17 protein-coding genes are annotated in these 21,089 nt (G+C 62.8%); 8 read left to right on the plus strand and 9 right to left on the minus strand.

Going from position 1 to position 21,089, the window contains the following annotated elements:
- Nucleotides 1-4: 4 nt before the first annotated feature.
- On the minus strand, nucleotides 5-3,148 hold the full coding sequence (locus SO139_RS09570; RefSeq protein ID WP_474797060.1) for a multidrug efflux RND transporter permease subunit: 3,144 nt from the start codon (nucleotides 3,146-3,148) through the stop codon (nucleotides 5-7).
- A complete protein-coding gene (locus tag SO139_RS09575) occupies nucleotides 3,145-4,317 on the minus strand; it encodes an efflux RND transporter periplasmic adaptor subunit (RefSeq protein ID WP_449383541.1) in 1,173 nt (390 codons plus the stop codon). Before SO139_RS09575 ends, SO139_RS09570 begins: the two co-directional genes overlap by 4 nt.
- Nucleotides 4,318-4,720: 403 nt before the next feature.
- On the opposite strand from SO139_RS09575, the gene SO139_RS09580 reads away from it, so the two are divergent.
- From SO139_RS09580 to SO139_RS09610, 7 genes are all read left to right on the plus strand, one after another.
- Nucleotides 4,721-4,960 carry a hypothetical protein gene (locus SO139_RS09580; protein WP_449383540.1) on the plus strand — a complete coding sequence of 80 codons (240 nt, stop codon included), beginning with the start codon at nucleotides 4,721-4,723 and terminating at the stop codon, nucleotides 4,958-4,960.
- 241 nt (nucleotides 4,961-5,201) lie between these two features.
- Nucleotides 5,202-7,610, plus strand: coding sequence for a TonB-dependent receptor (locus tag SO139_RS09585; RefSeq protein ID WP_449383539.1), 2,409 nt, complete (start codon nucleotides 5,202-5,204; stop codon nucleotides 7,608-7,610).
- Nucleotides 7,611-7,942: 332 nt separating this feature from the next.
- A complete protein-coding gene (locus SO139_RS09590; RefSeq protein WP_449383538.1) occupies nucleotides 7,943-10,492 on the plus strand; it encodes a TonB-dependent receptor in 2,550 nt (849 codons plus the stop codon).
- A gap of 19 nt (nucleotides 10,493-10,511) precedes the next feature.
- The gene (locus tag SO139_RS09595) at nucleotides 10,512-11,201 is read left to right on the plus strand and encodes a Fe2+-dependent dioxygenase (protein ID WP_498539958.1); all 690 of its coding nucleotides are present in this window, start codon (nucleotides 10,512-10,514) and stop codon (nucleotides 11,199-11,201) included.
- Entirely contained in the window at nucleotides 11,198-12,130 is a 933-nt protein-coding gene (gene exbB, locus SO139_RS09600) for a tonB-system energizer ExbB (RefSeq protein WP_449383536.1), read from the plus strand. The genes SO139_RS09595 and exbB overlap by 4 nt, the downstream gene beginning before the upstream one ends.
- Nucleotides 12,131-12,133: 3 nt before the next feature.
- Nucleotides 12,134-12,604 (plus strand): TonB system transport protein ExbD, encoded by a 471-nt coding sequence (gene exbD / locus SO139_RS09605; RefSeq protein WP_449383535.1) that lies wholly within the window; start codon nucleotides 12,134-12,136, stop codon nucleotides 12,602-12,604.
- 11 nt (nucleotides 12,605-12,615) lie between these two features.
- Entirely contained in the window at nucleotides 12,616-13,434 is an 819-nt protein-coding gene (locus tag SO139_RS09610; RefSeq protein WP_449383534.1) for a TonB family protein, read from the plus strand.
- On the opposite strand, the gene SO139_RS09615 is transcribed toward SO139_RS09610, so the two are convergent.
- From SO139_RS09615 to gntR, 7 genes are all read right to left on the minus strand, one after another.
- Entirely contained in the window at nucleotides 13,422-13,844 is a 423-nt protein-coding gene (locus SO139_RS09615) for a hypothetical protein (protein ID WP_449383543.1), read from the minus strand. The two genes, SO139_RS09610 and SO139_RS09615, sit on opposite strands and share 13 nt — an antisense overlap.
- Before the next feature lie 63 nt (nucleotides 13,845-13,907).
- Nucleotides 13,908-14,588, minus strand: coding sequence for a site-2 protease family protein (locus SO139_RS09620; RefSeq protein ID WP_449383533.1), 681 nt, complete (start codon nucleotides 14,586-14,588; stop codon nucleotides 13,908-13,910).
- A gap of 81 nt (nucleotides 14,589-14,669) precedes the next feature.
- A complete protein-coding gene (locus SO139_RS09625; protein WP_498539959.1) occupies nucleotides 14,670-15,062 on the minus strand; it encodes a GFA family protein in 393 nt (130 codons plus the stop codon).
- Nucleotides 15,063-15,069: 7 nt separating this feature from the next.
- Nucleotides 15,070-15,816: an SDR family NAD(P)-dependent oxidoreductase gene (locus tag SO139_RS09630; RefSeq protein WP_449383531.1), complete on the minus strand. Its 747-nt coding sequence runs from the start codon at nucleotides 15,814-15,816 to the stop codon at nucleotides 15,070-15,072.
- A 33-nt stretch (nucleotides 15,817-15,849) separates the two neighbouring features.
- On the minus strand, nucleotides 15,850-16,581 hold the full coding sequence (locus SO139_RS09635; protein ID WP_449383530.1) for an SDR family oxidoreductase: 732 nt from the start codon (nucleotides 16,579-16,581) through the stop codon (nucleotides 15,850-15,852).
- 157 nt (nucleotides 16,582-16,738) lie between these two features.
- Nucleotides 16,739-18,568, minus strand: coding sequence for an IlvD/Edd family dehydratase (locus SO139_RS09640; RefSeq protein WP_449383529.1), 1,830 nt, complete (start codon nucleotides 18,566-18,568; stop codon nucleotides 16,739-16,741).
- A 147-nt stretch (nucleotides 18,569-18,715) separates the two neighbouring features.
- Nucleotides 18,716-19,792, minus strand: a complete 1,077-nt coding sequence (gene gntR, locus SO139_RS09645; RefSeq protein ID WP_449383528.1) for an HTH-type transcriptional regulator GntR — start codon at nucleotides 19,790-19,792, stop codon at nucleotides 18,716-18,718.
- Between the two features lie 203 nt (nucleotides 19,793-19,995).
- Between gntR and SO139_RS09650 the strand changes: the two genes are divergently transcribed.
- Complete coding sequence (locus tag SO139_RS09650; RefSeq protein WP_027523756.1) at nucleotides 19,996-21,063, plus strand: ABC transporter ATP-binding protein; 1,068 nt, start codon at nucleotides 19,996-19,998, stop codon at nucleotides 21,061-21,063.
- The last annotated feature ends 26 nt before the right edge of the window (nucleotides 21,064-21,089 follow it).

Raw genomic sequence — 21,089 nt, forward strand, 5'->3', positions numbered from 1 at the left:
TGGCTTACTCGGCTGCTTCCTTGACCGTGCCGTGTTCGGTCGTCTCGTGCTCGCTCTCCTTGGAGCGGCCCCAGCCGGAGAACCAGTTGGAGAACTCGTCGAGATAGAGATAGACCACGGGCGTCGTGAACAGGGTCAGGGCCTGGCTGACGATCAAGCCGCCGACCATGGCATAGCCGAGAGGCTGGCGGATTTCGGCACCGGTGCCGTGCCCGAGCATCAGGGGCACGCCGCCGAGAAGGGCCGCCATCGTCGTCATCATGATCGGGCGGAAGCGGAGCAGCGCGGCCTGGCGGATCGATTCCGCCGGAGTCTTGTGCTCGTCGCGCTCGGCCGCGATCGCGAAGTCGACCATCATGATGCCGTTCTTCTTCACGATGCCGATCAAGAGGATGATGCCGATCAGCGCGATCAGGCTGAAGTCGAACCCGGCCGCCATCAGGATCAGCAGCGCGCCGACGCCTGCCGAAGGCAGGGTCGAGAGAATCGTGATCGGATGGATGTAGCTCTCGTAGAGAATGCCGAGGATCAGATAGACCACCACGAGAGCTGCCAGGATCAGCAGCGGCACAGTGCCAAGCGACTGCTGGAAGGCCTGCGCGGTGCCCTGGAAGCTCGAATTCAGCGTTGCCGGCGCGCCGAGATCGGCCATGGCCTTCTGCACGGCTTCCGTGGCCTGTCCCAGCGCCACGCCCTGCGCGAGGTTGAAGCTGATCGTGATCGCCGGGAATTGGCCCTGATGGCTGATCGAGAGCGGTCGCACCGGATCGGTCGTCCAGGTCGCAAAGGTCGACAGCGGCACCTGGTCGCCGGTTAGCGGCGATTTCAGGTACAGCTTGTTCAGGCTGTCGAGATTACCCTGCATCTCCGGCAGGATCTCCAGGATCACGTGATAGCTGTTGAGCTGCGTGAAGTACTGCGTGACCTGGCGCTGGCCGAATGCGTCATAGAGCGTGTCGTCGATCAGCTGCGGCTGGATGCCGTAGCGCGAGGCGGTGTCGCGATTGATCTTGAGCTGAACCGTGGTGCCCTGGGTCTGCTGGTCGGTCGCGACGTCACGCAGCTCCGGCAGCGTCTGCATCTTGGCGAGGATCTTGGGCGCCCAGCCATTGAGCTCGCCGAGATCGGCGTCCTGCAAGGTGAATTCGAACTGGGTGCGCGTCGGGCGGCCGCCGAGTCGGACGTCCTGCGCGGCCTGCATATAGAGGCGAGCGCCCTCGACCTTCTCGAGTTTCGGACGCAGCCGCGCGATGATCTGCTGCGCGGATGCCTCGCGATCGTTGCGCGCCTTCAGCGTGATGAACATGTTGCCGTTGTTGCCGGCGCGTCCGCTGCCGCCGATGTTCATCGCGATGGAAGCAACGTCAGGATCGGCCATCACGATCTTGCCGAGCTCCTGCTGCTTCTTCTGCATCTCGGCAAACGAGATGTCCTGAGATGCTTCGGACGTCGCGGTGATCAGGCCGACGTCCTGCTGCGGGAAGAAGCCCTTCGGGATCAGGATGAACAGGTAGACCGACAGGCCGAGGGTGGCGAAGAAGATGGTGAGCGTGGTGCGCCGCCAGCTCAGCGCGTGGTCGAGGACGTATTCATAGCCGCGCAGCATCGCGTCGAAGGCGCGCTCGCTCCACGCATAGAACTTGCCGTGCTTCACCTCGCCATGGGCGCGCAGGAAGCGCGAGGCCATCATCGGGGTCAGCGTCAGCGACACGAACATCGAGACGAAGATCGTCATCGCGAGCACGACGGCGAATTCGCGGAACAGGCGCCCGATGATGCCGCCCATCAGCAGCAGCGGGATCAGCACCGCAACCAGCGAGATGCTGATCGACACGATGGTGAAGCCGATCTCCTTGGCGCCCTTGTAGGCGGCGGCGAGGGGCGAATCGCCGTTTTCGATGTAGCGCGTGATGTTCTCGAGCATCACGATCGCGTCGTCGACGACGAAGCCAACCGCGATCGTGAGCGCCATCAGCGACAGATTGTCGAGCGAATAGCCGAACACCCACATCAGGGCGCACGCGCCGAGCAGCGCCAGCGGAACCGTGACGGTGGGAATGACAGTCGCCCAGAAGCTGCGCAGGAAGACGAAGATGACCATGACCACCAGGACGATGGTCAACAGCAGCGTGAACTGGACGTCCTCGACCGCGGCGCGGATGGTCGTGGTGCGGTCGCTGATCACCTCGATCTTGATCGCCGGCGGGATCGCCGCCACCAGCCGGGGCAGGGTTGCCTTGATCCGGTCGACGGTCTCGATGACGTTGGCGCCAGGCTGCTTGAACACCACCAGGAACACGCCGCGCTTCCCGTTGGCCCAGGCGGCTTGCTTGGCGTCTTCGGGCCCGGTGACCGCCTGGCCGATATCGCGGATTCGCAATGGGCCGCCGTTGCGGTAGGCGATGATGACGTCGTTCCAGTCCTTGGACTGGAGTAGCTGGTCATTGGCGTAGATGGTGTAGGCGCGTCTCTCGCCGTCGATATTGCCCTTGGGACTATCGACCGTCGTGATCGCGATTGCGCTGCGGACGTCCTCGAGCGACAGGCCTTTGGCGACCAGTTTCGCCGGGTCGATCTGCACACGGACCGACGGCTTCTGCTGGCCGCCGATGAAGACCTGCGCGACGCCGGAGATCTGGCTGATCTGCTGGGCGAGCTGGGCGTCAATCGCATCGCTGACGGTCGTCAGCGGCAACGTCTCGGATGTCGCGGACAATAGCAGGATCGGCGAATCCGCCGGATTGACCTTGCGATAGGTCGGCGGCGAGGGCAGGTTTTTCGGTAACTGGCCGCTCGCCGCGTTGATGGCGCCCTGCACGTCGTTGGCGGCGCCGTCGATGCTGCGATTGAGGTCGAACTGGATGGTGATCGAGGCCGTGCCCAGATAGCTCGTCGACGTCATCTGGGCGATGCCGGGGATCTGGGCGAATTGGCGTTCGAGCGGCTGGGCGACCGAGGAGGCCATCGTCTCCGGGCTGCCGCCTGGCAGGTTGGCGGTGATCTGGATGGTCGGGAAGTCGACCTGCGGCAGCGGCGCGACCGGCAGCAGCGGGTAAGCGACGAGGCCGACAAAAAGAATGCCGGCCATCAGCAGCGAGGTGCCGATGGGATAACGGATAAAAGGTGCCGAAATCCCGCCGTCGTTCATTCCTGTCGAACCTTGTTCTGGCCCGGATTCGAACTCGCGACCGCCGTAGAGACGAGGCTTCCGGGCTGCACCTTGAACTGACCGCCGGTGATCACTTGTTGTCCCGGGCTAAGTCCTTCATCGATCACCGAGCGTCCATCGATGGAATAGCTGACCTTGAGCTTGCGCAGTTCAGCCTTGTTCTCCTGATTGACCGTATAGGCGTAGAGACCGTTGGTTGAATGCTGGACCGCGTCGTCGGGGACCACCGTGGCGTCTTTCAGCGTCCGCACCAGAAGACGCGTCGAGACCGATTGGCCTGGCCACAACGCGTGGTCCTTGTTGTCGAACACCGCTTTCAGCCGAATAGTCCCGCTGGTCGTGTCGACCTGATTGTTGATGACGGCGAGCTTGCCTTCCGCGAGCGCCTTCTTGCCATCGGTGGTCAGCGCGATCACCTTGAGCGCGCCGGCCTTCTGACCCTCATTAATGTAGGGCAACTGGTCCTCGGGCGCAGTGAAGATCACCGTGATCGGCTCGATCTGGGCAATGGAGACGATCGCCGTCTGGCTGGAGGCATTGACGATATTGCCGATATCGACCTGGCGCAGACCCGCAACGCCGGTGATCGGCGACTTGACCTGGGTGTAGTCGAGCTGGGTCTGGGCATTGGAAATCGCGGCCTCGTCGGCCGCGATCTGCGCGGTGAGCTGGGCGACGGTGGAACGTTGGGTGTCAGTCTGCTGCCGGGTCGCGAATTCGCCGAGCTTGGTATAGCGCTGGAGGTCGAGATTGGCGTTGGCGAGATTCGCCTCGTCCTGCGCCTTCTTGGCCTTGGCCTGATCGAGCGCGGCCTGGAAGGGGCGGGGATCAATCTCGACCAGAAGGTCGCCCTGGTTGACGATCTGGCCCTCGGTGAAGGCGATCTTGTCGATCTGGCCATCCACGCGAGTCCGGACTTGTACGGTGTTGAAACCCTGAACCGTGCCGAGACCGGTCAGATAGACCGGAAAATCGGCCTGCTGGACTGGTGCGATGGTAACGGGAACTGCGACCGGTCGCGGCGGGCCTTTTTGCGCGGCCTGGGTCTTGGCGGCGTCGGGACCATAAAAGCGTTGCCAGCCGAAGTAGCCTGCCACGGCCACGGCTGCGATGAGGGAAAACCACAGAATCGGCCGCGACTTTTTCATATCGGCTTCGTATTGGCTCGCTTGCCCAAAAGGTTGAATAATGGGTCTTCGAAAGGGTTCCGGCGCGGAGCCTGTATAATACACGCCAAGTTCCAGTGTAAACAACACTGTCGCTTGAGAATCCTAAACAATCGGAAAGCTTTGCATCCGATCCGGGCGGCGTGCGCGTATCGTGAACAGCCGCTCCGTTGAGCAGCTTGTCGGGCAGTAGCATCGATCAACGTGCAAAGGTTTCGCCAGTCGCGCACCGCGTGCGCGATCCGCTGCGCCGATGCTGAAGGGGAGACCTTTCGGATGTGGCTGCGCCGCCCTCGCCAGAACGGTTCTAAATAGATCGCGCCGTGTTTCCGTTGTCAGCCCATGCGACGTCGTCCATATCACCGCCGCACAACGGGAGCGCATGATGGACGAGCTGAACGGCAAGCTGATCGCGTGTCAGATTCTGATCGCGGGCCTGATCGCGCGCGTCGCCAACGAACAGGGCGATCCCTTACGCTTCCTGACCGACTTTCGCGACGAGATCAAAGCCGTCGTGAAGGGCGTCAACATCGCCGGCATGGACGATACTGATCGCGTTCGTTCCGTCGCACAGCAAACGGTCGACGAATTGTTCTCGCTGATGAAGCCGCCGAGCAGTGATTGATGGGCTGCTACATGTAAGTGCCCAAGCGCAAGATGCGTATCGGCCTGCTGCATCACTTTGTCGCGCTAGTTTAGAGCAATATCAGACTCGAATTTTAGAATTGATTTGATCTGGAGGTATTCAAGCGGTTTCGTGCGCGCTTCGCATTGACCCAATTTTTTCCGATCGATAGCACCGCCCCATCGCTTGACGCACATGTTGCGCGTCAACGATCAGAAAATTGAAATTGGGGTGCATTGGAATGGGGCTGGTGGTAGCGCCGCGATCGCTGCGTTCGATCGCTGCGATCGATTCGGTTGGACACAAGTGTGATGGAAATTCCGGCAGGGCGGTTTCGACTGTTGCTGGCTTGATTGCAGCGGCATCGTTTTCGGGGGCGGCCGAAGCGCAGCAGTCGAATCTTCCCCCCGTCAGTGTCGATGCGCCCGTCGAGCGCCCGCGGCCTGCCGCATCGAAACCGTCGCCGGAGCAGGTTCGTGCGCGCAATGCGCTTCGCCGCGCGGCGCAGCGCCAGCAGGCGCAACAGGCCGCAGCCGCGCCGTCCCAGAGCGCAGGCGCGCCGGACCGCAATCCGTATGCCGATCCAGCAGCTCCCTACAAGGTCGATCACGTGCAGGCCTCGGGCAAGTTTCCCGAGCCGATGTTGAACACGCCGAAGACCATCACCGTGCTCAGCAAGGAAGTGCTGGAGGACAAGAACGCCACGACGCTGAAGGAGATCGGTCGCTCGACCGCCGGTGTGACGCTGGGCTCCGGCGAGGGTGGCAACGCGTTCGGCGACCGCTTCTTCATCCGCGGCTTCGATGCGCGCAACGACGTCTTCATCGACGGCATCCGCGATCCCGCCGTCAGCATCCGCGAGAACTTCTTCACCGAGCAGATCGAGATCCTGCGCGGGCCGGCTTCGTCCTACGCCGGACGCGGGACCGCGGGCGGCGCCATCAACATCGTGACCAAGCAGGCGGGTGACCAGAACTTCAAGCGGATGGATACCGAGTTCGGCACCGACATGACCAAGCGCGTTACGCTCGACGTCAACCAGGTGATCGACCCGACTTTCTCGGTCCGCACCGGTGGACTGTTCCAGGATGCCAACGTTGCCGGCCGCAATTACGTGACCGACGATCGTTGGGGCACCTTCGTCTCGACCAAGTACACCCCGACGAGCGATCTCAAGATCACGACGAATTACGTGCACACCGATCTCAGCGGTTTGCCGGATTTCGGGGTGCCTTACTACAAGCAGGGCAACGTGCCGGTCACCGAGGCCGGGATCCCGCGCCAGAACTGGTACGGCTTCGTCAACCGCGACTTCCAGACTGCGCGGCAGGACTTCGGCACCGCCACGGCCGAGTACAGGGTCAACGAGGCCGTCACCCTGACCAGCAAGGTGCGCGGCGAGCACTCGCTACTGAACTATATCGGCACGCTGCCGCAGAACCCGAATACGACCAACGTCAATCCGCTGCTCTGGACGACCACGGCCAGCGCGCAGAGCCGTTACCAGAACGTGGACGTGTGGGCCAACCAGAACGAGGCCACGTTCAAGCTCGACACCGGCGGGGTCAAGCACACCGCGGTGTTCGGCGTCGAATATACGAACGAGGACATCTCGATCGACCGTTACACCGGTCTCTCCTCGGAACTGTTCGGCGGCGGCTCAACGAGCAACGGCGCCGTCCAGAACGTCAATCTCTATTCCCCTCAGTACACTTATCTCTCTGGCTTCGGCACGCCGTCGCTGGTTGGAAACCCGACGCGTTATGGGGTCAACACCAGCAGCGTCTACGTCATGGACACCGCGAACTGGCAGGACACCATCATCGTCAATGGCGGTGTCCGCTATGATGGCTACAGCCAAAGCTCTTCGACAAACTCGGCTTATCTCAAGCAGAATGCCAATCTCGTCAATTACAACGTCGGCCTGGTCTACAAGCCGATGTCGATCGGCAGCATCTACGCGGCCTATGCGACCTCGGCCAATCCGTTCGGGTCGGAGCTTGACGCAACCGGCACCGATTACGGTGGCGTTCCGGCGAACACGGCCATTCTGCTCGGCCCCGAGCGCAACAAGGCGGCCGAAATCGGCACCAAATGGGAACTCGCCGACCGCCATCTGCTCGTGACGGGCGCACTGTTCCAAACCACCAAGGACAATGCGCGCGAGACCGTCAACAACCTGCTGACTTCGGGCGCGGCCTACAGAATCCAGGGCATCGACATCGAGGCCGAGGGCAAGATCACGGACCGCTGGAGCATCTTCGGCGGCCTGGTGCTGATGCAGTCGAAGGTCACGCAAAGCGGCATCGCCTCCAACATCGGCCTCCAGCTGGCCAACGTCGCCCACCAGTCGTTCAGCATGCTCACCAAGTACAAGCTCGACGATGGTTGGGAGCTCGGCGGGCAGGCGGTGTATCGCTCGAAGGTCTATGGCGGCACGTTTGCGGCCAACACCGGCAATGAGCTGCCGAGCTACTGGCGCTTCGACGCGTTCGTCGAGAAGAAGATCGACAAGAACTGGACGATGAAGCTCTACGCGCAGAACCTGACCAACAAGCTGTACTACGACACGCTCTATCGCAGCGCTGTACCGTTCGTGGCGGTCGCACCAGGCCGGGCGTTCTACGTCGTCACCTCGGCCAAGTTCTGAGGCTCCGATGGAGAGCAGCCTGACCCGCTCTCGTCGTTACGATATCCGCGGCCAGATGGTCGCGGATATCGCGCGGCCATCAACGATCGACCGATGCGAAGGAGAATTCGGCAGACATTTCGTGAGTCAATTTAGAACGCTTACAAGCTCCAATTTAGAATCGTTTCAAACTGAAGTTTAGAATCGTTTTGATCTGGATTGATTCAAAGATATCCCGGCCGTGATCGCGTTGACCCACTTTACTCCGCTCGATACCAACGCTGCGTCGCGTTGTCGCAAGGCGACACACTTGTCGCAAGGCGACACACTGCAGAAACAAAGTGGGGCGTAGGATGGGCACGGCAAGGGCTCCGCGGTCGTTGCGTTCGAACGCGGTACGGAAATCATTCGACGACAATCTCGAAGTCGCATCTGGCAAGACCGTCTCGGCGGTCGCAAGCCTGATCGCGGTCGCGTCGGTTTCGAGCGGCGCGCAGGCGCAGCAGTCGAACCTGCCGCCCGTGACCGTCGATGCGCCCGTCGAGCGTCCTCGCCCCGCTGCCTCAAAACCGTCGCCGGAGCAGGTCCGCGCGCGCACCGCGTTGCGGCGCGCGGCACAGCGTCAGCAGGCGGCGCAGGCACCAGTCGCTAACACACCCGCTCCCGCGGCGGACCGCAATCCGTATGCGGATCCGGCCGCACCCTACAAGGTCGATCACGTGCAGGCCGGGGGCAAATTCCCCGAGAAGCTGGTCGACACGCCGAAATCAGTAACGGTGCTTAGTAAGGAAGTGCTCGAGGACAAGAACGCCACCACGCTGAAGCAGGCCATCCTCAGCACTGCTGGCGTGACGCTGGGGACGGGCGAGGGTGGTAATGCCTTCGGCGATCGCTTCTTCATCCGCGGCTTCGACGCTCGCAATGACGTCTTCATCGATGGCGTGCGAGATTCCGGCGTCAGCGTGCGCGAAAACTTCTTCACGGAGCAGGTCGAAATCCTGCGCGGCCCAGGCTCGTCCTTCGCGGGTCGCGGCACCACGGGCGGCGCGATCAACATCGTGACCAAGCAGGCGACGACGGAGAAGAGCTTCTACAACATGGACACCACGTTTGGCACCGACCAGACCAAGCGTGTGGTGCTTGATGTCAACCAGGTGATCAGCCCGACCCTCGCGGTTCGCGCAGGCGGCCTGTTTCAGGATGCGGGCGTCGCCGGCCGCGACTACGTGAAGGACAATCGCGATGGCGCGTTTGTTGCCACGACCTGGAAGCCGGTGGATGCGGTCAAAATCACCGCCGGCTATATTCATACCGAACTGACCGGTCTCCCGGATTTCGGCGTGCCCTACTACCGGCCGAGCACGGCCAGCACTGCCGGCGGCCCTTTTCCGGATTTCGGCTCGAACCGCAACAACTGGTATGGCTTCGTCAATCGAGACTTCTATCGGGTTGGCCAGGACATCGGGACGCTCAATGCCGAAGTGCAGGTCACGCCCGATCTGTTGATCACCAACAAATTCCGGGATTCGCATTCCACCCAGAACTACATCGGAACGCTGCCTGAAGCGCCGGTCATCGCAACCCCGCTATCGGCCTCGACCCTCAGCGCCAATCCGCAGAGCCGCTACCAGGCCACGGACGTGATCGCCAATCAGACCGAGGCGACCTACAAGTTCAACGACGGCGCCGGCTTCAGGCACACTGCCCTTGCTGGCTTCGAATATGATCACGAGACGTCGTCGATCGACAAATATGTTGGCCTGAGCTCCGAAGCCCTTCCTGGAGGATTCACCGGGGCTGGGTCGTTGACCGGCGTGAGCGTTTTCAATCCGCAGTTCACGAACCTCCCCTTTGGAATACCAGGAGGTCTTTCAGGATTGCCAACGAACATCAAGATCGACACCAAGTCGGTCTACCTGCTGGATTCGGCGAACTACAATGATTTGCTGATCCTCAACGGTGGCGTCCGCTATGACGACTACAACATCAAGGTGAACGGTTACGGGACAGTCAACGGCGTCGCCAATGTCTTCGGTCAGCAACAGCAGGACTACGGGATGCCGAACTTCAACCTCGGCCTTACCCTGAAGCCATTGCCGAATGGAAGCGTCTATGCAGCTTACGCGACCTCATCTAATCCGGTGGGCGCGGAATTCGACGGGACGAGCGTCCAGTACGGCGGCCTCGCGCCGGTGCTCAACGGGGGCGTTCCTCAGATCTTCGGTCCGGAAAAGAACAAAGCCATCGAGCTCGGTACCAAGTGGGAGCTGTTCGATAGACACCTGTTGCTGACGGCTGCACTTTTCCAGACCGAGAAGGAGAATGCGCGCGAGTCCCGCAACGTCACCGCCGCTACTGCGACCGCAACCTGTCCCTATCCTGCCGGTACGACCGGGACCGTCTCCTGCATCACTGCCGGAGCAGCCTATCGCATCCGCGGCATCGACCTTGGCGTGGGTGGTAAGATCACCGACAAATGGAGCATTTTCGGCGGCCTTGTATTGATGCAGTCGGAGGTAACCAAGTCGCTGATCCCGCCGGCCAACACGACACTGTATACGACGAACGTCGGCTTGCCGCTCTCCAACGTCGCGCATCAGTCCTTCAGCATGCTCACCAAGTACCAGCTCACCGACATCTGGGAGCTGGGTGGCCAGGCCGTCTATCGCTCGAAGATCTATGGTGGCACGTTCCTCGCGGCCAACCAGGGTACATCGATCCCCAGCTACTGGCGTTTTGACGCGTTCGCGGAAGCCAAGATCAACAAGAACTGGCAGGTCAAGCTGTTCGTCAACAACATCTTCGACAAGCGCTACTACGACGCGCTGTACCAGAGCGCTGCGCCGTTCGTGCTGGAGGCACCAGGACGCGCCGCCTATCTGGTGCTATCGGCCCGTTACTGAGGAGACGACACGAGGTGCCATGCTGACATGCATAGAAGGCGTCCTGAGCAAGGATGATGTGGCGGATTTCCGCCGCATCATGGACGCCAGCGATTGGGAAGACGGGCGTTCCACCGCGGGTGCGCAGTCGGCGATGGTCAAGCGCAACGAGCAATTGCCGCCGGACAGCGAGGTCGCACGCAGGCTCGGCAACCGCGTCATCTCGGCGCTGACGGCGAACCCGCGCTTCCTGGCGGCTGCGATCCCGCTCCAGATCTTCCCGCCGCTGTTCAACCGCTATGCGGCGAGCAGTGGACACCATTTTGGTCTGCACGTCGACAATGCGATCCGCGGCGATCGCCTGACCGGCCTTCGCATCCGCACCGACCTGTCGGTCACGCTGTTCCTCTCCGAGCCGGAGGAATACGACGGTGGCGAACTCGTGATCGAGGACACCTACGGTTCGCACGAAGTTAAGTTGCCGGCCGGCGACTGCGTGCTGTATCCCTCGACCAGCCTGCATCTGGTCACGCCGGTGACGCGGGGCGCGCGGGTGGCGTCTTTTTTCTGGCTGCAGAGCATGGTACGGGATGATCAAGCCCGCAGCCTGATCTTTGACCTCGATACTGCCGTTCAGGCGCTGGCGCAGCGGCTTGGGCGCGACGACCCCGAAACGGTCAAATTGACGGGTATCTATCACAACCTCATTCGCTACTGGGCCGAAGTATGAAGATGACACCCTTCCGAGCAAGCTTTGCCGCAACCGTGATGATCGCGGTGATCGCGCTCGCAGTGCCTGTTTCGGCACAGCAACAGACGGCAACGCCGCCGGCCGCATCGCAGCCGGTCGGCGCTCCGGCGGCGCCATCAGCAGCCGCGCCTGCGGCGACGGTTGCCCCCGCGGGTGCCGCGTCCGATGCGGCGTCGGCCGATGCCGGCCGTGTGCTGAAATCGACCGCGCCTGTGATGAAGGAGCTGTCGCCCTGGGTGATGTTCATGTCGGCGGACATCATCGTGAAGGCGGTGATGATCGGGCTTGCCTTCGCGTCTCTCGTCACCTGGACCATCTTCATCGCGAAATCGATCGAGCTGACGCTGGCACAGGGCAGGCTGCGTTCGGCCCTGAAGAAGGTCGCCGACGCTCGCTCGCTGGCAGAGGCGCAGTTCGCGCTCGGTGCCAAGGAAGGCATCTTGCCGTCATTCCTTGCGGCCGCGCTGCGCGAGGCGCGGGCGTCAGCAGGAATCTCCAGCGACGCCGGCATCAAGGAACGCGCCGCCTCGAGCTTCGCCGAGATCGCCCGCGCGGAGTCGCGACGGATTCGGATCGGCATGGGCGTGCTTGCGACCATCGGCGCCACGTCGCCCTTCGTCGGCCTGTTCGGCACCGTCTGGGGCATCATGAACAGCTTCATCGGCATCTCGAAGTCGCAGACGACGAACCTTGCAGTCGTCGCGCCGGGCATCGCCGAAGCGCTGCTTGCGACTGCGATCGGCCTCGTCGCGGCGATCCCCGCCGTCATCATCTACAATCATTTCGCGCGCATGACGAAGGGCTATCTCGAGCTCGTCAGCCGCGCCTCGGGTGCGGCGGCGCGGCTGCTCTCGCGCGACCTCGACCGTAGCCATGGCAGCGTTCATTCGCGCGCAGCGGCGGAGTAGGCGATGGGAGCTTCGATCGCAGACAACGATCTCGACGATGATGCGGACTTTTCCGAGACGCATGAGATCAACGTCACGCCATTCATCGACGTCATGCTGGTGCTGCTGATCATCTTCATGGTCGCCGCGCCGCTGTCGACGGTTGACCTGCCTGTCGATTTGCCGACCTCCACCGCCACACCGCAGAAGAAGCCGGACAAGCCGACCTATGTCAGCATCAGGTCCGATTTGACGCTTGCGATCGGGGAGAACCCGGTCACGCGTGCCAACCTGGCCGCCTCGCTCGACGGCTTGTCGGACATGAGCAAGGACAAGTACGTCTTCCTGCGCGCCGATCGCACAGTGCCATATGGCGAACTGATGGGCGTGATGGAGCTGTTGCGTTCGGGTGGATACTCCAAGGTGAAGCTGGTGACGCTGGAAGGTGTCCCGGCTTCTCCGACATCTTCCGCGGCAGACCCTGCGAAGCCCTAGAGGCTCTTGTCATGTCCGATCTCGAGATCGAACCGAGACCATCCAGGCGGCTGTGGGTTTTGGCCGCAGTGGCGGCGCTCGCGCTGCATCTGGGAGGCGCGGCGCTGGCGCTCGCGCATTTGCAGACGGATGGTGGAGACGACGGTCTGGGTGTGGCCGGTGCGGAATTCGCCGTCGAAATGGCCTCGCCGGATGCTCCCGAGTCCGAGCTTCCACCCGGACCTGACAGCGAGGCCATGCAGGAACAGCGGGCGATACCCGAACAAAAGGCTGAGGTGAAGGAAACGGAGCTTCCCAAGGACCAGCACCAGGACGTCGACGATGCCGACCGGGTCGTCGCCGACAACAACGCGAAAAAGCCGGACGAGGAGAGTCAAAAGGTCGCGGCCGTCGAGACCCCGGCTGTCGAGGCATCGCCGCTGTCGGTCGCATCGGCGCGGCAGAAGCTCGATGACGCTGCGCGCGAGGCTGAGAAGGCCATGGCACCGGTGCTCGGCATCGGGAAGGACATCCTGAAGCTGACTGCCGACTGGAACCGCAAGATCAGTGCCCATTTCAAGCTGCACCAGGTCTACCCTGAGGGCAAGGAGCCGAAGTCGCAGAAGGTCAAGGTGACTCTCGTCCTCAACCGCAAAGGCAACGTGCTTTCGGTCGACGTGGTGGAGTCCTCTGGCGACGCAGCCTTCGATGCGGCGGCGGTCTCGATGATCCGTCGCTCGGATCCCGTGCCGCAACCGCCGGCCGGACTGACGGATGAAAAGTTCGAGCGGACGCTCGACGTGACCTTCCCGCCGCGAGAGACGAAGAAGAAGTCGGCTCAGCGCCAGTAGTAGCGGATCGCGACGTAGACCACGACCAGGCAGGCGAAGATCAGCGCCACCGGAAGCGGCCGCTTCTCGGTTCCGCCGAACGCGGTCACCCCGAACGTGCCGGCTTTCTTCGGCTTGGGCGACGGGCGGCGGAAGGCGGTAACATTGTCCTTCACGGGCTCGCTGGCCCGGGGACGAACATCGGGCGGCGTACCGGCGCCGCCCATTTCGGCATAGTAGGCCTTGTAGACCGAGGCGATGGTCGCCTCGGTGGCGTCGTCCTCGCTCGTCTGCTCCAAGAGCTTCTTATAGCTCGCCAGGAACTCCTGGGCCTCTGGAGGCAGCGCGGACAACCCGTTGAGCTTGGCCATCATCTTCCAGGTGGCGAAATCGGCGCGGGCGCGGGTGTCGGCTCGGCGCGCGATCAGCATGTCGGCAGCTTTGACCAAGTTGGCCTCGGGCCCTTCGGGTTCTCTGGGTTCGTCCTGGTTCAACTACGCGTTGCCGGTCAGGAAGAGAACGGCCTTAATCACATATCCGGTCAACGTTCGCAGTATTGCCGAGATAACATCAAGATTTAGACCGAACTGCGAACCCGCAAGGGGGAGCAGGATCAGGATGGCGATCAGGATCAGCATCCCGAACGGCTCGAGCCGGGCCAGCGGCAGGGCGAGGGGCCGAGGCAACAGGCCGACCGCGACCCGCCCGCCGTCGAGCGGCGGTATCGGCATCATGTTGAAGACGGCCAGCACCGCGTTGATCAGAAGCGAATTCCTCAGGTTGTCGAATATCCATTGCGCCGAGCTTGCCGGCGCAAGAGGCAGGGCGTGGAGTGCCAGGGCCGCCAGCAGAGCCAGCAGGATGTTGGTCGCGGGGCCGGCCAGCGCCACCCAGACCATGTCGAGCTTCGGGTTGTTGAGCTTGCGGAAGTTCACCGGCACCGGCTTGGCATAGCCGAACAGGAACGGCGAATGCGCAAACAGCAGCATCGCCGGCAGGATCAGGGTGCCGAACGGATCGATATGCCGGAGCGGGTTGAAGCTGACCCGGCCGAGCTGCCAGGCGGTATCGTCGCCGAGACGGTGCGCCACGAAGCCGTGCGCGGCCTCGTGGAAGGTGATGGCGATCAGCAGCGGCAGCACCCAGACGGAGAGGTCGTAGAGGGAGACGTTCAAGCGGTTGCCCCGGTTCGTGCCCGATATGGCCGAACTATCACGATTCATCGTCCCGGCGAAGACGGGCGCCGTTCGGCCCCATCAGGACGGGATGGTGGTCGGATATTGCGGCAGGCCGTCGCCGAACGTCAGCCAGTTGAGCTTTTCCCGTACCCAGATGTGCTCGGTGGGCACGAAGGCGTTACGGTCGTCGAAAGTCGCCAGCGCAACGCCCGCCGCCGAGCCGTCACGCCGCCACGAGAAGAGTCGCGTGCCGCATTGCTTGCAGAAGACGCGATCGATGCGCTCCGATGTTGGAAAACGGCCGGTCTCGCCTTCGACGGTCAGCGCAGCCTGCGGAAAGAGCGCGCGGGCGAAGAAGGGCGAGCCCATGGCCTTTTGGCAGTTGCGGCAATGGCAGACGCGGACGTTGAGCGGATCGCCCTCCGCCTTGAACCGCACCGCACCACAGAGGCATCCGCCTTCCCTGATCATGACGCCCTCAATAGGTGGCGCGGCCGCCGGAGATATCGAACACCGCGCCGGTCGAAAACCCGCAGTCTTCCGATGCAAGCCAGGCCACCATCGCAGCGAGCTCCTCCACCAGGACGAAGCGGCCCTTCGGGATCTTCGACAGCATGAAATCGATGTGCTGCTGCGTCAGCTGGTCGAAGATGGCGGTCTTCGCGGCCGCCGGCGTCACGGCGTTCACCAGGATGTCGTGCGCGGCAAGCTCCTTGCCGAGCGACTTCGTCAGCGCGATCAGGCCGGCCTTGGAGGCCGAGTAGTGCGCCGCGTTCGGATTGCCCTCCTTGCCGGCGATCGAGGCGATGTTCACGATGCGCCCATATTTCTGCTTGAGCATCGTCGGCACGATCGCCTTGCAGCAGATGAAGGGGCCGTCGAGGTTGATGCGCAGCACCTTGCGCCATTCCTCGAGATCGGTCTCCCAGACCGTCTTGTTGATGCCGGCGATGCCGGCATTGTTGACGAGGATGTCGATCCTGCCGAAGGCGGCGAGGGTCGCATCGCGGGCCTGGTCGACCGCGGCCGCGTCGGCGACGTCGACCTTGAAGACGCGAACGTCGCCGCCGATTTCCTTGGCGGTCTTCTCGGCCAGGGCCGCGTCAAAATCCCAGATCGCGACCTTGGCGCCGGATGCGACGAAACGCTCGGTGATGGCGCGGCCAAAACCCTGCGCTCCGCCCGTGACGATCGCGCAGCGGCCGTTGAGGTCGATCTTGTTCATGCAAGAATTCCTTCCTCTCGTGACGAGGATCAATCAGAGCATGAAGCCGCCGTCGACGACGAGGTCGACGCCGGTGGTGAACGCGCTTTCGTCGCTGCCAAGATAGACTGCCATGGCCGCGATTTCCTCAGCGGTGCCGAGCCGGCCCATCTTCTGGCGGGCGATGAACATCTCCTTGCCCTGTGGGCCAACGGCGGCGGCGCGGTCGAGCATCGAGGGCGTCTCGACGGTGCCGGGGCAAATGCTGTTGCAGCGGATTCCTTGCGTGATGAAGTCGAGCGCAACCGCGCGCGTCAGCAACGACACCGCCGCCTTGGACGCGCTGTAGACATAACGATTGGCCGGCGGCCTCAGCGCCGCGCAAGACGAGATGTTGACGATGCTGCCGCCGCCGCCCGCAAGCATCGCCGGCAGAAACGCCTTGATCGTCCGGTGCATGGATTTGACGTTGAGGTCGAACGAGAAATCCCAGTCCTCTTCCGAACAGTCCAAAATCGTCCCGTTATGCACGAAACCTGCCGCATTGAGCAGGATGTCGATTTTGCCGATGCGCTTGGCGAAGGCGTTGACGTCGGCGGTGTTGCGAACGTCGAGCTTTGCCGTCTCGGCGACGCCGTCCTTGCTTAAGGTGGCGATGCCGCCTTCATTGATGTCGGTGGCGATGACGGTTGCGCCTTCACGCGCGAATGCTGTTGCACATGCGCGCCCGATGCCTGCCGCTGCGGCGGTGACAACAGCGCGCTTCCCCTTGAGGCGGTCTGCCATTTTGTTTTTCTCCTCACCTTCAACTTGTCTATCGGCTCGTCATTGCGAGGGAGCTCGTGACAAGATTGCGTAGCAATTTTGCACTGTAGCGACGAAGCAATCCGGTCTGCCGCCCTGAGGATTCTGGATTGCTTCGCTGCGCTCGCAATGACGGAGGCTAGTGGTTATCCCGCGCCACGCCGAACGTGCCGGCGACGTTCTGGTAGCGCGTGGCGAGCTCCATGCAGGCGCCGGTCGACTGCTGGCCGACGGTGTTGCGATAGATCTCCTGCCACGGCGTCTGGTTCGGCGGATGCTTGAAGCCGCCATTGGCCTTCAGCTCGGCATGGCGCTTCTTAACTTCCTCATCCGAAATCAGGATGTTGGCGCTCCCCTTGTTGAGGTCGATGCGCACCTTGTCGCCGGTCCTCAGGATCGCGAGGCCGCCGTCTGCGGCCGCTTCCGGCGAAGCGTTGAGGATCGAGGGCGATCCCGACGTGCCGGACTGCCGGCCATCGCCGATGCAGGGCAGGGAATGGATGCCGCGTTTGATCAGCGCCGCCGGCGGCTGCATGTTCACGACTTCCGCGCCGCCGGGATAGCCGATCGGTCCGGTGCCGCGGATGAACAACACGCAGCGCTCGTCGATGTCGAGCGAGGGATCGTCGATCCGCTCGTGATAGTCCTCCGGTCCCTCGAACACGATGGCGCGTCCCTCGAACGCGTTCAGGTCCTTCGGGTTGCTGAGGTAGCGATCACGGAACTCCTTGGAGATCACAGAGGTCTTCATGATCGCGGAATCGAAAAGATTGCCGCGCAGCACCAGGAAGCCGGCGTCCTTCACCATGGGCTTGTCGTAGGCCCAGATCACGTCCTGATCGGGCTTCGGTGCATTGGCGCAGTTCTCGCCGATGCCGCGGCCGTTGACGGTGAGCGCGTCCTCGTGGATGCGCTTGTGCTTCATCAGCTCGCGCACCACGGTGGGCACGCCGCCGGAGCGATGGAATTCTTCGCCGAGATAGAAGCCGGCCGGCTGCAGGTTCACCAGCAGCGGCACGTCGTGGCCGTACTTCTGCCAGTCGTCGATCGAGAGTTCGACGCCGATGTGGCGGGCGAGTGCGTTGATGTGGATCGGCGCATTGGTCGAGCCGCCGATCGCCGAATTCACCACGATGCAGTTCTCGAACGCCTTGCGGGTCAGGAAGTCGGAGGGTTTCAGATCCTCCCAGACCATCTCGACGATGCGCTTGCCCGTCTCGTAGGCGATCTGGCCGCGCTCGCGATAGGGCGCCGGGATCGCCGCGCAGCCCGGCAGCGAGAAGCCGAGTGCCTCGGCGAGCGAATTCATCGTCGAGGCCGTGCCCATGGTGTTGCAATGGCCGACCGAGGGCGCGGACGAGGCGACGATCTCCATGAACTCTTCGTAGTCGATCTCGCCGGCGGCAAGACGTTCGCGCGACTTCCAGACGATGGTGCCCGAGCCGGTGCGCTCGCCGTCATGCCAGCCGTTCAGCATCGGGCCGCCCGACAGCACGATCGCCGGCAGGTTGACGGTCGCCGCCGCCATCATGCAGGCAGGCGTCGTCTTGTCGCAGCCGGTAGTCAGAACCACGCCGTCGAGGGGATAGCCATACAGCACCTCGACGAGGCCGAGATAGGCGAGGTTGCGGTCGAGCGCCGCGGTCGGCCGCTTGCCGGTTTCCTGGATCGGATGGGTCGGAAACTCCAGCGCGATGCCGCCGGCCATGCGAATGCCTTCGCGGACGCGGTGCGCGAGCTCGATGTGGTGGCGGTTGCAGGGGGAGAGGTCGTTGCCGGTCTGGGCGATGCCGATGATCGGCTTGCCGGACTGAAGTTCCTCGCGGGTGAGGCCGAAATTCAGATAGCGCTCCATATAGAGCGCGGTCATGCCGGGATTATGCGGGTTGTCGAACCATTCCTGGGAGCGAAGGCGCCGGCGGCTGCCATTGGTTGCGGGTGCATGCCCGTTGGTTGGTTTTTTTGTCATTGATATCTCCTAGAATGCGAACGCACAGGCGTCGGTCTGTCGTGTCGGCTTGTGCGATGCCCGACAGCGCAAGGCTGCATTCCGCAGCTCGCCTGGCGGTCGTTTCCTCACAAGTGCGATACTAGCCATGGGTCCTTGGTAACGCTATCATTTTGTTCGACCCGCCACCATTCCCGAAAGTGCGGGCTGGCTGGCGGCGCGCTGCGCCAGCGAGCTTTGCCGCTCGATCACCTTGAAACCGAGATCGAGCACCGGCTGTTCCGGGCGGCGGCCTTCGATGGCTTCGATCAGCATCGTTGCGGCAGCCCGGCCCATCTCGTAGCGGTTGGTCCGCACACTGGTGAGGGTTGGGACCGCGCTCGCCATGAATTCAAGGTCGTTGAAGCCGATGATGGCGATCTGATCAGGGACAGTGATCTCCCGGCGCCGGCATTCGAAGAGCACGCCGAGTGCGATGTCGTCATTGGCGCAGAACACCGCATCGATGTTCGGCTCCCGCGCGAGCAGGTCGGCAAACAGCGTTCCCCCCAGCGTCACCGAGGTCGGCGTCGCCGTCGTGACGACGAGGCGCTGGTCGAACAGCCCGGCGTCCTTCGTCGCCGAGACATAGCCGTCAAGCCGCCGCTGCACCCGCGGATCCATCCGCGCCCCGACGAAGCCGACCCGGCGGCAACCTTGCGCAAACAGGTGCGCGACCGCCGCGCGTGCCGCATCATAGTGCGAAAAGCCGATCATCATGTCGACGGGGGCGGGCCCGAGCTCCATGATCTGCACGATCGGGCAATCGGCCGCCTCCAGCATCGCACGCGATTCGGCTGTCTGGTCGATGCCGGTGACGATCAGCCCGGCCGGTTTCTGCGCCAGGAACAGGCGGAGCAGCTTCTCCTCCTGAAGGATGCTGTAGCGCGTGTTGGAGAGCTGGATCGAGTAGCGGCTGCCTTCGGACGCGTCGTAGATGCCGCGCAGCACGTCGGAGAACACGTTGTTGGTGAGGGAGGGGATCAGAACGGCAATCACCTCCGTGCGCTGCGAGGCCAGTGCACGTGCCGCGAGATTGGGCACATAGCCAAGCTCACGTGCGGCGCTCTCGACTCGCGCCCGCTTGGCAACCGACAGCGCCTCCGGATTCCTGAAAAAGCGGGACGCGGTGATCGGGCTCACTCCGGCGAGCTCGGCGACCTCCGCCAGCCGGATCTTGCCCGATTTGGTGCGTTTTCGTCCCATTTGTTGCTCATAGCACAGCCCTTCCTGCAAACAAAGGAACGTTGACAGCGCTACCAGCTCCGACTAACCAAAGACAAATTGCCAAAATGGCGCAAACTGCGGACAATGCTGCCTGTACAATGGGGCCTCGTTGGGTGGGGCCTCAGAAGAAAAGGCGGTAGCGGTGCTCGATGGGCGCTGCGGACCAGTGAGGAGGGAGCTAGATGTCGTCTGTGCACATCCGCGACGTGCGGAAATCGTTCGGCAATTTTGAAGTCCTGCACGGCGTGACGATTCCGATCGAGGACGGTCAATTCGTCGTTCTGGTTGGCCCCTCCGGTTGCGGCAAGTCGACGCTGCTGCGCATGCTCGCAGGGCTCGAGAACATCACCTCAGGCACGATCTCGATCGGTGAGCGCGTCGTCAACAATGTCCAGCCCAAGGAGCGGGACATTGCGATGGTGTTCCAGAACTACGCGCTCTATCCGCACATGACCGTCGCCGACAACATGGGCTTCTCGCTCAAGCTGCGCAGCGCAGGCTCTGACGAGATCAACAAGCGCGTCAAGCGCGCCGCCGAGATCCTCGCGCTCACGCCGCTGCTCGATCGCTATCCCCGCCAGCTCTCCGGCGGCCAGCGCCAGCGCGTCGCCATGGGCCGCGCCATCGTGCGCGATCCGCAGGTGTTCCTGTTCGACGAGCCCTTGTCGAACCTCGATGCCAAGCTGCGCGTCGCGATGCGCACCGAGATCAAGGAGCTGCACCAGCGGCTCAAGACCACGACCGTCTACGTCACCCACGACCAGATCGAGGCCATGACCATGGCCGACAAGATCGTCGTCATGCATGACGGCATCGTCGAGCAGATGGGTACGCCGCTCGAGCTCTACGACAAGCCCGAAAATCAGTTCGTCGCGGGCTTCATCGGCTCGCCGGCGATGAACTTCCTCAAGGGCCATGTGCGCTCGAACGGGGTGGCGACCTTCGAGGGACCGAACGGCGTCAAGTTGCCGCTCAAGACCGCGCCGACCGCGTCCGACGGACAGCCCGCGGTCTATGGCGTGCGGCCCGAGCATTTCACGATCGCCGACGACGGGGCGGAAGCCGAGATCGTCGTCGTCGAGCCGACGGGCTCGGAGACGCAGGTGTTCGCAAAGCTCGGCGGCGAGCAGGTTGTCGCCGTGTTCCGCGAGCGGCACCAGTTCAATCCTGGTGACAAGGTCCGGCTGAAGCCGGATCCGTCGCTGGTTCATCTGTTCGACGAGGGGACAGGAAAACGGCTGAACGCGTGAGACAGACTTCAACAAACTAAAAAAAG

It is taken from the genome of Bradyrhizobium sp. UFLA05-89 (genome assembly GCF_059803475.1).

Coding starts and splice junctions, on each gene's coding strand:
- exbD (WP_449383535.1), top strand. CDS start 12,134: ATGGGAGCTTCGATCGCAGACAACGATCTCGACGATGATGCGGACTTT.
- SO139_RS09590 (WP_449383538.1), top strand. CDS start 7,943: ATGGGCACGGCAAGGGCTCCGCGGTCGTTGCGTTCGAACGCGGTACGG.
- SO139_RS09635 (WP_449383530.1), bottom strand. CDS start 16,581: ATGGCAGACCGCCTCAAGGGGAAGCGCGCTGTTGTCACCGCCGCAGCG.
- SO139_RS09615 (WP_449383543.1), bottom strand. CDS start 13,844: ATGCTGATCGCGCGCCGAGCCGACACCCGCGCCCGCGCCGATTTCGCC.
- SO139_RS09640 (WP_449383529.1), bottom strand. CDS start 18,568: ATGACAAAAAAACCAACCAACGGGCATGCACCCGCAACCAATGGCAGC.
- SO139_RS09650 (WP_027523756.1), top strand. CDS start 19,996: ATGTCGTCTGTGCACATCCGCGACGTGCGGAAATCGTTCGGCAATTTT.
- SO139_RS09570 (WP_474797060.1), bottom strand. CDS start 3,148: ATGAACGACGGCGGGATTTCGGCACCTTTTATCCGTTATCCCATCGGC.
- SO139_RS09630 (WP_449383531.1), bottom strand. CDS start 15,816: ATGAACAAGATCGACCTCAACGGCCGCTGCGCGATCGTCACGGGCGGA.
- exbB (WP_449383536.1), top strand. CDS start 11,198: ATGAAGATGACACCCTTCCGAGCAAGCTTTGCCGCAACCGTGATGATC.
- SO139_RS09580 (WP_449383540.1), top strand. CDS start 4,721: ATGGACGAGCTGAACGGCAAGCTGATCGCGTGTCAGATTCTGATCGCG.
- SO139_RS09595 (WP_498539958.1), top strand. CDS start 10,512: ATGCTGACATGCATAGAAGGCGTCCTGAGCAAGGATGATGTGGCGGAT.
- gntR (WP_449383528.1), bottom strand. CDS start 19,792: ATGGGACGAAAACGCACCAAATCGGGCAAGATCCGGCTGGCGGAGGTC.
- SO139_RS09585 (WP_449383539.1), top strand. CDS start 5,202: ATGGGGCTGGTGGTAGCGCCGCGATCGCTGCGTTCGATCGCTGCGATC.
- SO139_RS09575 (WP_449383541.1), bottom strand. CDS start 4,317: ATGAAAAAGTCGCGGCCGATTCTGTGGTTTTCCCTCATCGCAGCCGTG.
- SO139_RS09610 (WP_449383534.1), top strand. CDS start 12,616: ATGTCCGATCTCGAGATCGAACCGAGACCATCCAGGCGGCTGTGGGTT.
- SO139_RS09625 (WP_498539959.1), bottom strand. CDS start 15,062: ATGATCAGGGAAGGCGGATGCCTCTGTGGTGCGGTGCGGTTCAAGGCG.